The 13467-nt window shown below is 46.7% G+C and carries 8 protein-coding genes; 7 read left to right on the top strand and 1 reads right to left on the bottom strand.

The features are described 5' to 3' along the window. Positions 1–15: 15 nt before the first annotated feature. The 5 genes from ACR1R9_RS12890 to ACR1R9_RS12870 all read left to right on the top strand — a co-directional run bounded on the left by ACR1R9_RS12890 (position 16) and on the right by ACR1R9_RS12870 (position 7307). Positions 16–1674 carry an extracellular solute-binding protein gene (locus tag ACR1R9_RS12890; protein ID WP_433923511.1) on the top strand — a complete coding sequence of 553 codons (1659 nt, stop codon included), beginning with the start codon at positions 16–18 and terminating at the stop codon, positions 1672–1674. Positions 1675–2005: 331 nt separating this feature from the next. Beyond that, the gene (locus tag ACR1R9_RS12885) at positions 2006–3742 is read left to right on the top strand and encodes an extracellular solute-binding protein (protein WP_433923512.1); all 1737 of its coding nucleotides are present in this window, start codon (positions 2006–2008) and stop codon (positions 3740–3742) included. Positions 3743–3803: 61 nt separating this feature from the next. After that, positions 3804–4718: an ABC transporter permease gene (locus ACR1R9_RS12880; RefSeq protein WP_062319870.1), complete on the top strand. Its 915-nt coding sequence runs from the start codon at positions 3804–3806 to the stop codon at positions 4716–4718. Between the two features lie 13 nt (positions 4719–4731). After that, on the top strand, positions 4732–5625 hold the full coding sequence (locus ACR1R9_RS12875; protein ID WP_113054902.1) for a carbohydrate ABC transporter permease: 894 nt from the start codon (positions 4732–4734) through the stop codon (positions 5623–5625). Positions 5626–5684: 59 nt separating this feature from the next. After that, complete coding sequence (locus tag ACR1R9_RS12870; protein WP_433923513.1) at positions 5685–7307, top strand: glycoside hydrolase family 13 protein; 1623 nt, start codon at positions 5685–5687, stop codon at positions 7305–7307. 29 nt (positions 7308–7336) lie between these two features. Here the strand turns inward: ACR1R9_RS12870 and ACR1R9_RS12865 are convergent, their stop codons facing one another. Then, positions 7337–8230, bottom strand: a complete 894-nt coding sequence (locus ACR1R9_RS12865; protein ID WP_433923514.1) for a LysR substrate-binding domain-containing protein — start codon at positions 8228–8230, stop codon at positions 7337–7339. A gap of 182 nt (positions 8231–8412) precedes the next feature. Here ACR1R9_RS12865 and ACR1R9_RS12860 point away from each other — a divergent pair, with 182 nt between their 5' ends. After that, positions 8413–9468, top strand: a complete 1056-nt coding sequence (locus tag ACR1R9_RS12860; protein WP_400344627.1) for a YeiH family protein — start codon at positions 8413–8415, stop codon at positions 9466–9468. A gap of 578 nt (positions 9469–10046) precedes the next feature. After that, positions 10047–13430 carry a discoidin domain-containing protein gene (locus ACR1R9_RS12855; protein WP_433923515.1) on the top strand — a complete coding sequence of 1128 codons (3384 nt, stop codon included), beginning with the start codon at positions 10047–10049 and terminating at the stop codon, positions 13428–13430. Positions 13431–13467 lie beyond the last annotated feature (37 nt).

The following is a 13467-nucleotide window of genomic DNA, read 5'->3' as shown; positions in this document are numbered from 1 at the left end:
AAAGAAGGGAAAGCAATGATCAAGAAGATGGCTGTGTGTGTTGTTGTCGTCAGCTTGATTGCAGGGATCGTATTTTTCAGTATTTCATACTTTCGGGAATCGCCAATTGGTCCAACGACAACCGCTCCTGACACAGCTGCCACCGAGCCATTCGGTAAATATGAACATCCCGTTTCCATCCGGTTGGGATATGTGGTTGACCCCACAGGTACGGATCTCTCCGAAGGAGAGACATTAGAAAAGAATATGTGGAAAACGATGATTAAGCAAAACCTCAACATTGATGTTGAGGTCATGTGGCAGGTATCCAAGGAGAATTTTGGACAGAAAATTGATTTGGCTATTGCCAGCAATGATTTGCCAGATGCGATGATCGTTAATCAAGTTCAGTTGAATGAGATGGTCAAAGCGGGAGAAATTGAAGATCTGACCAAGGCATATGCAAGCAGCGCTTCACCTGAGATGAAGAAAATTATCGATAGTACCAATGGATTGGCTCTGGAACAAGTGACCTTTGAAGGGAAAATGATGGCTGTTCCGTCCGTGACGGCGGAGGACTTCAGTATGCTCTGGATCAGGCAGGACTGGCTGGATCGTCTTGGATTAAAACCACCGAAAACAGTGGACGAATTGGAAGCTATCGCGAAGGCCTTTGTGGAGCGGGACCCGGACGGGAACGGAAAACGGGATACGATCGGGCTTGCCTCAAGCACAAGTCTGTTTAACGATTTCAACAACAGCGCTTTTGCCTTTGATCTAACACCGATCTTCGCGGCTTATGGAGCTTTCCCCGGATATTGGCTCGAAAAAGATGGAAAACCTGTATACGGTTCGATTCTACCAGAGACAAGGAACGCTTTGGTTAAACTTCGTGATATGTATGCCAAAGGTCTCCTTGATCCCGATCTGGGCATTCGCAAAGAACCCGAGGAAACTGTCATTAGCGGACAGGCAGGGATGTTCTTTCAAGGTTTCTTTGCAGGATACTGGCCGCTTCCAAGCGCTTGGCTGAAAGATTCCAAGGCAAACTGGCAGGCTTACGCGCTCCCGCTGGATGCAAACGGAGCATTTCGTGTGAAGGTGGATAATCCCTCCAGTTCTTTCCTGGTGGTAAGAAAAGGGTATGCGCATCCCGAAGCGATTATTAAGATCAACAATCTGTACCTCCGTGATGAGTTCAAGTATGGGACGAGTTTTATGCTCAGTCGCAATTTCTTTGCTCCGGCAGATGAAGCACGATTCGAATCCAAAGCCGTGCAGGAGATTCTGGCCGGAACCAAAACCCCAGCCGATTTCAAGGACAAGTCCGAATATAAGCTGCTGGAAAATACGGTTTCGACGATCAAACAAACCAAGCTAAAGCCTTATGATCAACCGGGCATTGCGTATTGGGATCAGCAGAGCGAGAACTTTATGCGTGGTTATTCATTGCTCGTCGGTGGAAGAAACTTCTTTGATCCGAATATTCGTAAAGTCCGAAGCATCACCTACAAACGTACGCCAGCAATCGAGAGGTCATGGAGCAGACTGTCCAAGCTGGAACATGATACGTTTTTGAAAATAATCTTGGGCGCTGCACCGATCGATTCATTCGATCAATTCGTACAAGAGTGGAAAGAACAGGGAGGCGACCAAGTGACTGCCGAAGTGACTCCTCCACAGAATCAACGCTGAATTGCTAACATATCTCAAAGAATCCCCACGTTTAACTCAATTCGATCATTCATAGCCGGTAGACTCCTGTTTAGGGAGTTTGCCGGTTTTTCTTTGTGCCACACTTGCTGTGCTACCCTCACTTATTAACGAGGATAGACAAATGTAAGTCAGTAGGTGAGATAAATGTTCACAACCTCCATGTTGTTCGTTGATCCGAGTGAAAACTGTATACATTTCTCTATCCAAACTAGCGTTTAATCCCTATCTCGATGAAGCTTCTCTAAGTTTTATAATGAAAGCGCAAACAACATGATAGAGAAATAATCAGAACGAAGGGGAGTTGAATTTGATGAGAAATAATTGGTCAATAAAAAGCAAACTGTTGACGAAACGACTGGCAGTGCTGTCCATGTCCGCATTGATGGTTTCCGTCCTTGCAGCCTGTGGGGGATCTTCGAATCCGCCGACTGCTGAGGATGCAGGCCAATATGAGGTAACGCCTGGAGATCCGTTCAGTGCTTATAAAGACGAAGTGACGGTAACGATGGGGCGTGTTACGACGGCGAACCCGAAATTACCGGCTGGTGATACATATGAGAACAATGCGTATACCCGTCTGGTTAAAGAATCGTTTAACGCACAAATTAAGGACCAATTTGAGGCTAATGGTGAAGATTACAGTCGTCAGGTCTCTCTTGCAATCGCTTCCGGGGAACTGCCCGATATGATGCGTGTCGATTCCAAGGATGAACTTAAAGAACTGGTTGATAATGATCTAATTGAAGATCTAACGGAAGTATACAAACAATATGCCACCGATAATATCAAGCAAATTTATGACTCCTACGATGGCCGTGCACTGGACAATGCCACGATTGATGGCCGACTGATGGGCCTTCCAGCGACCTCTCTGGACTCCGCACCAACTATGGTTTGGGTTCGTCAGGATTGGCTGGATGTGCTGGGAATCAAACTCGATGCTGACGGAGACGGTGCCATCAAGCTGGAAGATGTAGAGAAAACAGCAGAAGAGTTCCTGAAAAAAGATCCTGGGCAAACTGGGAAACCGGTGGGCATTCCTTTTGTAAACACCTTGAATACGACGGACTATAACGGTTCTGCCTATACCATGCTGGGTGTTGCTTCAACCGAAGGCGCGTATCCTCAATATTGGATGAAGGGTGAAGACGGCAGCATCGTTTACGGTTCGACTACAGAGGAAACCAAGCAGATGCTGGGCGTTATGGCCGACTGGTTCAAGAGAGGTATCATTGACCCGCAATTTGGAACCCGTACATTTGACGATATCACTGCACTGTACACCAATGGTCAGAGCGGAATTGCTTTTGGACCGTGGCACATTCCAGACTGGGGACTTAGCAGTGTGAAACAGATGGATAAACATGCAAAATTCACGGCTTACACGCTGGAGGATGCAGACGGTAAGGTAAACGTGGCACACGCCAATCCATCCGGTCAGTTTATCGTTGTGAGAAAAGGGTATGAACACCCGGAACTCGCGATCAAAATTGTTAACCTGTTCTACGATAAACTGGCCAATGACAAGGATGTGGCAACGTCCATGCCGGAAGCGGCCAAGTATCTGGAAAGCGGCGTAGACGGTTCAACCAGACCTTTTAATATTGAAGTTAACTCGGCAACATCATTGCTGGATGATTACTCCGACGTTGTTCGTGGAATCAAAGGCGAGATCAGTTTGGATGAGGTCCGTACAACGGAATCGAAGAACAATATTGGCAGTATCCAAACGTACCTGAAAGATCAGGATACGGATGATCTGACCGCTTGGTCGAAGTATCACTCCCGTATGAACGGAGTAGGGCTGATCGACAAGTTGACACAGGAAGGCAAATTCAACTGGATGACGCCAGCATTCTCCGGAACTACACCAAGCATGAAACAGACGTGGGCTAATCTGACCAAAATGGAGCAGGAATCTTTCATCAAAATCATAACGGGTGCGGAACCGCTGGATTACTTCGAAACATTCGTCAGCAATTGGAAGAAACAAGGCGGCGACCAAGTAATCCAGGAGATCGAAGCCGAGACCTCATCTCCAAAATAATGAAGCGAATACTGCGGACAGGCTGCGCTAAGCAGCCTTTCTTCAAGGAAGGGGTTCATCCATGAAGCAGGAAAAATATAAAGCAAGAAACCGCTTGGGCACAGGTGCCATGTATCATATGATGATGCTGCCAGGCATTTTATTTTTGCTGGTATTCAGCTACATTCCCATGGTGGGTGTCATTACGGCGTTTCAGGATTACGTACCAGCCAAAGGTATGTTTGGTTCCGAGTTTGTGGGGCTCAAGCATTTTATTTATATGTTCAAGCTGCCGGATATCGGCCAGGTAATTAGCAATACGTTGGTGATTGCCATTGCCAAGATTCTGCTCGGCACCCTGATGGCCATCATTTTTTCCATTTTATTAAACGAAATCCGCTTTAAATTTGTTAAAAAATCCGTGCAGACCATTGTCTATCTGCCTCACTTTTTGTCTTGGGTCGTTCTGGCCTCCGTGGTTGTTAACATGTTCAGCCTGGATGGAAGCGTAAATCAGATTTTAGCCTTTTTCGGCTTGGAAAATATTAATTTTCTCGGAAGCAACACCTGGTTCCAGCCGCTGATTATCGGGACGGACGTATGGAAGGAATTCGGTTATAGCTCCATCGTTTATTTGGCTGCAATTACCTCCATTGATCCCGGTCTATATGAAGCGGCGGGTATGGATGGAGCGAGCTGGTGGAGAAAAGTGTGGCATATTACGTTGCCGGGCATGCTGCCTATTATTCTGCTCATGGGGGTCATGAGTCTGACCAATATTTTAAGCGCAGGCTTCGATCAGATCTACAATCTGTATAACCCGGTTGTCTATGAGTCGGGCGATATTTTGGATACCTATGTATACCGGATTGGTCTCGTTGGCAGACAGTATAGTTTCGGTACGGCTGTTGGGTTGTTTAAGTCAGTGATCGGTATTGTTCTATTATTATCCGCCAATGAATTGGCGAAAAAATACACCGACAGAAAAATATTCTAAGGAGGCGAAACTGGTGTCTTATTCCGCAAGCCTGAAAGACCGAATGGGCCGGTTTGTCATCTACGCCATCGTTATATTGCTGGCTTTGATCTGCCTCCTTCCATTATGGAATATCGTTGCGATTTCATTCAGCAGCAGCGAGGCCGTGTCGGCCAATGCCGTAGGTCTGTTACCTGTTAAGTTTACAACAGCCGCTTATTCGAAAATTATTGATGATGCACAGTTCTGGCGATCCTTTGGCATTTCCGTTCTACGTGTCGCTCTATCCCTTGTGCTTAACATGATTCTTATTGTTTTGATGGCTTATCCGCTGTCCAAATCGAAAAGGGAGTTTAAGGGCAGAAATATATATATGAATATCATGATTTTTGCCATGCTATTCAGCGGAGGCATGATCCCCAGTTATCTGTTGATCAAAAACCTGGATATGCTCAATACGATATGGTCGCTTGTACTGCCAGGTGCTGTTCCGATATTCAGTGTCATCCTTGTGATGAATTTCTTCGCGGCAGTACCGAAAGCACTCGAAGAAGCTGCTTTCATCGACGGGGCAAATGCATTGCAGGTCCTGTTCAAAGTGTATGTGCCCGTGTCAATTCCTGCACTGGCGACCGTATCCCTGTTCAGTATCGTGGGCACGTGGAATGATTTCTTTAGTGGATTGATCTATATGACCAAAGTGAGCAATTATCCGCTGATGACCTATATTCAGTCGCTGAATGTGAATATCGCCGAGCTTCTTCAATCCGGCACAAACTCGGCACAGCTCAGCAATCTGACTGAGATTTCGAACAAAAATCTGAATGCAGCCAAAATCGTCGTGGCTGTCATTCCGCTGCTGCTGATCTACCCGCTGCTGCAAAAATACTTTGTAACCGGAATTGTGGTGGGGTCGGTAAAAGAATAATGGTGGATGGAACGGAGTTCGGATGAGCAGAATCCGGTTCAAGAGAAGGGTGATGCGTTATGGAAAATAAAAATTGGTGGAAAGAAATGGTCGTATATCAAATTTATCCACGCAGCTTTCAAGACAGCAACGGTGATGGCATCGGGGATCTGAAAGGCATATTATCCCGACTCGATTATTTGAAGGATCTTGGCATCGGTGCGATCTGGCTGTCACCGGTGTGCAAGTCTCCGCAAGACGACAACGGGTATGACATTTCGGATTACCAGGATATTGATCCGATGTTTGGTTCGCTTGAAGATATGGAATTGCTGATTCAGGAGGCAGGCAAGCGGGACATCCGAATTATCATGGATCTGGTGCTTAACCACTCATCCGACGAGCACCCCTGGTTCAAGGAAGCGCGGAAAAGCAAGGATAATCCGTACCACGATTATTATGTGTGGAGAGATGGTGTGGAGGGAACGTCGCCCAACGATTTAGGTTCAACGTTTGGTGGATCAGCCTGGGAATGGGTTCCCGAGCTGGGACAGTATTATTTGCATCTTTTCTCTGTGAAACAACCGGATCTGAACTGGGAGAACCCCAAGGTACGGCAGGAGATATACGATATGATTCAATGGTGGATGGATAAAGGCGTAGGTGGTTTCCGTCTGGATGTTATCGATCTGATTGGCAAGCAGCCTGACCTCAAAATTACAGGCAATGGGCCGAAACTGCACCAATATATGCGTGAACTCAGTAAAGAGACATTCCAAAAGGGTGACCTGCTAACCGTCGGAGAAACCTGGGGAGCAACGCCTGAGAGTGCCAAGCTTTACAGCAACCCGGATGGCAGTGAGCTGTCCATGGTCTTCCAATTTGAACATATTAGTCTGGATGAGCAGGAGGGGAAAGGCAAGTGGGATCTCCAGCCGCTGGATCTGCTTCAATTAAAGAAAGTGTTGTCCAAATGGCAGACCGAGCTGAAGGGCGAAGCCTGGAACAGTTTGTTCTGGAATAACCATGATCTTCCGCGGATCGTGTCCCGTTGGGGAAATGACGGGGAATATCGTGTGCAGTCTGCCAAAATGCTGGCTACTCTTCTCCATGGCATGCAAGGTACACCGTATGTGTACCAGGGGGAAGAGTTGGGCATGACGAATGTACGTTACCCTATTGAGGAATACCGTGATATTGAGCTGCTGAATCTGTATAAGGAACGGGTCGAGAATGGGTATCCTGAGGTAGAAGTGATGGAATCCATTTATGCCAAAGGTCGTGATAACGCACGTACACCGATGCAATGGGATGCTTCCGAAAATGCGGGTTTTACAGATGGAAAACCATGGATTTTGGTGAATCCGAACTACACGGAGATTAATGCGGAAGAATCTATCAATGATCCGCATTCCATTTACCATTACTATAAAACTCTGATTCAGCTGCGAAAAGAGCATGAAGTGATCATCTATGGGGATTATGAACTGTTGTATCCGGAAGACACCAACCTCTTCGCTTACACACGAACACTTGGTGATACCAAATTGTTAGTCCTGTGCAACTTCTATGGCAATACAGTTACGTTTGATATTCCTGAGCAGTTTAGAGAGGATAAAACATTATTAATTAGTAACTATGCGGACGTCCACTCAGAGAATGAACTGAGGCCTTATGAAGCAAGAATGTATCTGCTTGTGTAGTTGGAAAGAGGGTTGAAGGCAAATAGCCTTCAACCCTCTTTTTTGACGAAAAGAAGCTTTTGCAAGAAAACGTCAAGCGCCATGGAATGTGAATGCTCGATGAGACGAATGATGGAGAAGCTGCGTTCCAGATGCAGTTGTCTGATTCGCAGTTCTTCAACTTCCCCGATTGCCAGCTCCTTATGAACAATCCATCTGGATACCATTGCAATTCCGAGTCCCGCAGCAACAGCTTCCTTCACACCCTGACTGCTAGTGAAGACATAAGACCGCTTAGGGCGAATCGTAGTCTGTTCCATAAAATGATCACTAAACGCGCGTGTTCCCGAACCCAACTCACGAAGAACCCAGACCTGATCCTGAAGCAAGTTCTGCTCTACCACGACGGAACCGGAAAGGGGGTGACCGGAAGGAGCTACTACGATCATCTCATCCTTCATGTAAGGGATAACGTCAAGGTCTGCCGAGGCTTGCGCTTCACCCTCCACAAATCCGATATCCAGCTGATTTCCCCTAACCGCAGACAGAATCTCCTGGGTATTGCCAATCGTAACCTGAATGTTGACCTGAGGATACTGTGATGCGAATTCTGCCAGCTTCTTAGGCAAAATATATTCACCGATGGTGAAGCTTGCCCCGATCTGAATGCTTCCAGTCACTTCATCCCGCAGCATCTGAATCTCCTGCCGCGCTTCATCGTAGCGGGACTGAATGACTTTGGCATGTCTGTAGAGGATTGCCCCCGCTTCAGTCAGGGACACTTGCTTTGGAGAACGATGCAGCAGCTTGGCTCCCAGCTCATTCTCCAAATTTTTGATATGCAGGCTCACCCCCGGTTGGGACAGGTTCAGCAGTTCTGCAGCCTTGGAGAAATGGCTTTGTTCTACAACGGTAACGAAGACTTTTAAGGCATCAGTTATCATTAGAATTCCTCATTTGAATAGTGTTTTTTTATAGTTATAAGCCTATTGAGCTCATTTTAGCATAAGATACCTAACTAATCATAAGTTTTTATAATGATTAGGATCGCAGATTCATATTTCACTTCCTTCCTGTCTGCTTCTATAGTGAGGATATACTTTATCCCATAAGGAAGTGTAGAGCTATGATTTTACAGACACAATTGAGATTCGTTAAAAACATAAAAGGTGTTAGGAACAGGGGATTTCTGCAGGGGATCGGACTGACTTTACTGCTCTCGTTTATCGCCAAGCTGCTGGGTTATCTGCCGCTTTTAAATATCATGGGTCAACTCGTTATTGCAATTCTGCTTGGCATCTTGTACCGGGCGGTGCGTGGCGTTCCGCTGACCGCGCAATCAGGGATATCCTTTTCGGGAAAACGATTGCTGCGGTTTGGCATCATCCTGCTGGGCTTGAAGCTGAACCTTATGGATATTGTCCATGCAGGATACAAAGTCGTTGCGCTAGCGGCAATCAATGTTGTTGTCACGATTTTTGTTGTCTACGGACTGAGCAAGTGGTTAAAGATCGACAAACGAATAGGGCTGCTGACTGCTTGTGGAACAGCCATCTGCGGTGCAGCGGCAGTGGTCGCGATTGCGCCACAGATCAAGGCCAAAGATGAAGAAACGGCAGTAGGTGCGGCCACAGTGGCGATACTCGGCACAATTTTCACTTTAGCCTATACATTGCTATACCCGGTGTTGGGTTTAAGTGTGAATGGATATGGCCTATTCACAGGCGCTACACTGCATGAAGTGGCACACGTCATCGCTGGGGCTGCACCTGGAGGGCAAACAGCACTGGATATGGCAGTCATCGTGAAGCTAACTAGGGTCGCTATGTTGGTGCCCATTGCCCTGATCATTGGCTTGTGGAGTGGACGACAAGCGCGCGGGGGAGAGCAAAAATCATCTAAAGGAATCCGGTGGCGTGAATTGCCAGTACCCTGGTTCATTTTCGGTTTTCTGGCTATGAGTGGGTTAAACACGTTGGGTATTATTCCGCAAGAGATGATCTCGGGACTTCTGGTTCTGTCCTATATGCTGCTCGCGATGGCGATGGCTGGATTGGGGTTGGGTGTGGATATTGCAACCTTCCGTCGTCTGGGCAAGAAACCTTTTTTGGCAGGATTGCTGGGCTCTATTGTGTTGTCCATTCTAGGCTTTATGCTCGTTTGTGGCTTTGGCCTGAACTAGGTCGTGTGTCCAAAATTAAGTATTCCACTGCATGAATTTAATAAAAAGCAAGCATTGACCCTAAGTGGATCAATCCGTGCTTTTTGTTGTTTGAAAGAAGCTGGTCATCAGATCCAGAACAAACACGAAAGGATTAGTATAAATCCATCTCTTGAAAAAATATAAATATTTCCCTCTTTTGGTTCAAAAGTCCGAAATGCACATATGAAAGTCTGGATAACGATGTATTTTCTGTTCGCAAGCCTTAAGGCTGCTCGTAAACATCCAAAAAGGAACATCAGAAGTCCGAATACCGTCTCTAGGGGTCCGATAAGGAGAATTGGAAGCGGTTTATACTTAATCTGTTCCAGAGATGACAAATCCAAGCAGAAAATCAAATCAGTTTATCCAAGAAACTCCTCAAGTTAAGTAGCGACCACGCAATACTGTCGTGTAACATGTTGTTGTATGAGTTTTCTATTTTTTTGTTTTGTACTTTGATAAGGGGGTGATGATCGGCGCAGCGAAAGAATTAGGCAGATCAACCGTCCATTTTCTTTGAAAATCCATTTTGCTAATAACCTGAGGAGGAATTGAATTTGCGCAACAAGTACATTGTGTGGTCACTCGTATTAACGATGCTGATCTCGAACGTATTCCTGACTGTCGGATTTCCATCTCCTGTATCAGCAGCCGAAAGACCGGATCTGGCACAGGGCAAACAGGTTACCGCGAGCGGGTACAACCAAACATACAGCCCGACCAATGTGATTGACAATAACCAAGCAACTTATTGGGAAAGTACCAATAGTGAGTTCCCCCAATGGATTCAAGTGGATCTTGACGCCAACACCAACATTGACCAAATTGTATTGAAGATTCCGACATTGTGGGAAAAGAGAACCCAAACGATAACCGTGCAAGGCAGCACGAACGGTTCATCGTTCACAGATATCGTAGGTTCTGCGGATTATGTATTTAATCCATCAGTTGGGGAGAACTCGGTGACCATCGATTTTCCTGCTGTCGAGACAAGGTTCGTTCGCTTAAGCGTAACGGGCAATTCCGAGTGGCCGGCAGCTCAACTGTCGACATTTGAAATTTACGGCCCAGGCAGTGAGGGACCAACGCTACCTGGCCCCGATCCTGTGGATCCCCCAATCATCCCTACAGAGGGAAGCAACATCGCCATCGGCAAGTCGATTACTGCATCGTCCAGCACTTTATCCTTTGTAGCTGCAAATGCTAACGATAACAATATCAATTCGTACTGGGAAGGAGGCAGCAATCCAAGCTCACTGACGTTGGATCTCGGCTCCAATCATAAGATTACATCCATTGTACTTAAACTGAACCCGGATCCGGTCTGGAGCACCCGAACACAGACCATTCAAGTACTTGGACATAACCAGGATACAACCACCTTCAGCAATCTGGTTTCCGCCCAATCATATACATTCAACCCGGCTTCCGGTAACACGGTGACCATTCCCGTTACAGCAACGGTTAAACGTCTGCAACTGAACATTACCACGAACTCGGGCGCTCCTGCCGGGCAAATTGCTGAATTTCAGGTATTCGGTACACCTGCACCCAATCCTGATCTGACGATTACAGGTATGTCCTGGTCTCCATCGTCTCCAGTGGAGAACAATGCCATCACCCTTAATGCCATCGTCAAAAACATTGGTTCTGCCGCTTCTCCAGCTTCTAGCGTCAACTTCTATCTTAACAATGAACTGGCGGGTTCCTCACCAGTAGCTGCTTTGCAAGCAGGGGCTTCGACTACGGTCTCGCTTAATGCTGGCAATAAAGCAGCTGCATCATATACGCTCAGTGCCAAGGTAGATGAGAATAACCAGATTATCGAAGAGAATGAAGGAAACAACAGTTACACACACTCCTCTTCTTTGGTGGTTGCACCGATTACAAGTTCTGATCTGGTAGGCACGGTCTCTTGGAGTCCTGGAACCCCTACAGCAAACAGTACAGTAACATTTACAGTTAATCTGAAAAATCAAGGCAACATGGCCTCCGCAGGTGGTGCACACGGAGTTACAGTGGTTCTCAAGAACGCTGCCGGAGCAACGCTTCAGACGTATAGTGGTTCCTATACCGGTACATTAGCACCTGGAGCTTCGGTCAATGTCAATGTAGGTACCTGGACTGCTGCAACTGGTAACTACAATGTGACAACTACCGTAGCAGTGGACAATAATGAAGCTCCGGTCAAACAAACGAATAACGTCGTTACAACAGGTTTGAACGTATATTCAGCCCGTGGTGCAAGCATGCCTTATACCCGGTATGATACGGATGATGCTACGCGGGGTGGCAGTGCCACACTGAAATCCGCACCGACCTTTGATCAGGCTCTGACGGCTTCGGAAGCCTCTGGACAGCGCTATATCGCTCTTCCTTCCAACGGTTCCTATGCACAATGGACGGTTAGACAAGGGGAGGGAGGCGCAGGTGTAACCATGCGATTCACGATGCCGGATTCCACAGATGGCATGGGTCTTAACGGCGCACTTGACGTCTATGTTAACGGGACCAAGGCCAAAACGGTTCCTTTGACCTCCTACTACAATTGGCAGTACTTCTCCAGTGATCATCCGGGGGATACACCAAGTGCAGGACGTCCGTTGTTCCGTTTTGATGAAGTGCACTGGAAACTAGATACACCTCTAAAAGCTGGAGACACCATTCGTATTCAGAAAAACAATGGAGATAACCTGGAATACGGTGTGGATTTCCTCGAAATCGAACCCGTTCAAGCGGTAATCCCGCGCCCGGCTAACTCCGTCTCTGTAACCGATTTCGGTGCGATTGCAAATGATGGAAAAGATGACCTTGCCGCATTCGAAGCGGCGGTCCAATCCGCGGTATCTACAGGCAAGACTCTATATATCCCTGAGGGCACATTCCATCTGGGCAATATGTGGAAAATTGGTACGCCGACGAATATGATTAACAACCTCACCATTGTAGGTGCAGGCATCTGGCATACGAACATTCAGTTTACGAACCCTAATGCAGCCTCAGGCGGGATTTCTTTCCGTGTGCAGGGCAAGCTGGATTTCAGCAATATTTATATGAATTCCATGCTGCGTTCACGCTATAACGAGAATGCAGTGTACAAAGGATTTATGGACAATTTCGGTAAAAATTCAAAGGTTAGCAACGTATGGGTTGAGCACTTTGAATGTGGTTTCTGGGTAGGGGATTACGCCCACACACCTGCAATCATTGCCGATGGCCTAGTGATCGAGAACAGTCGTATTCGGAATAACCTTGCTGACGGTGTCAACTTTGCCCAAGGCACGAGCAATTCGACTGTACGGAACAGCAGTGTCCGCAACAATGGTGATGATGGTCTTGCCGTATGGACCAGCAACGTGAATGGTGCTCCTGCTGGTGTGAACAATACATTCTCGTTCAACACGATTGAGAATAACTGGCGCGCAGCAGGCATTGCATTTTTTGGTGGCAGCGGACATAAGGCAACCAACAACCTGATTGTTGATACGGTTGGTGGTTCGGCGATCCGGATGAACACGGTTTTCCCTGGATACCATTTCCAAAATAACACAGGTATTCTGTTCTCCGATACAACGATCATTAACAGTGGCACAAGTAAAGATCTGTACAATGGTGAACGCGGAGCTATTGATCTGGAAGCTTCCAATGATTCCATCAAGAACGTAACGTTTACCAATATTGACATCCTCAATACGCAGCGCAGTGCTGTTCAATTCGGGTACGGCGGCGGTTTCCAGAACATTGTATTTAATAACATCAACATTAATGGTACTGGTCTGGACGGCATTGAGACATCTAGGTTCACAACCCCGCATAAAGGTGCAGCAATTTACACCTATACGGGTAACGGTTCTGCCACCTTCAATAATCTGACAACAAGCAACATTGCCAACCCTAATGTGAATCAGATTCAAAATGGCTTTAATTTGATCATTCAATAAAATTTATATCAAACAAAAGCAGGGAGCTCAACGAGCT

This window comes from Paenibacillus taichungensis, from assembly GCF_050994985.1.
GTDB classification, from domain to species: domain Bacteria; phylum Bacillota; class Bacilli; order Paenibacillales; family Paenibacillaceae; genus Paenibacillus; species Paenibacillus taichungensis.
Note: the sequence above shows the minus strand (reverse complement) of the source record. Positions and strands in the feature narration are given on the sequence as shown.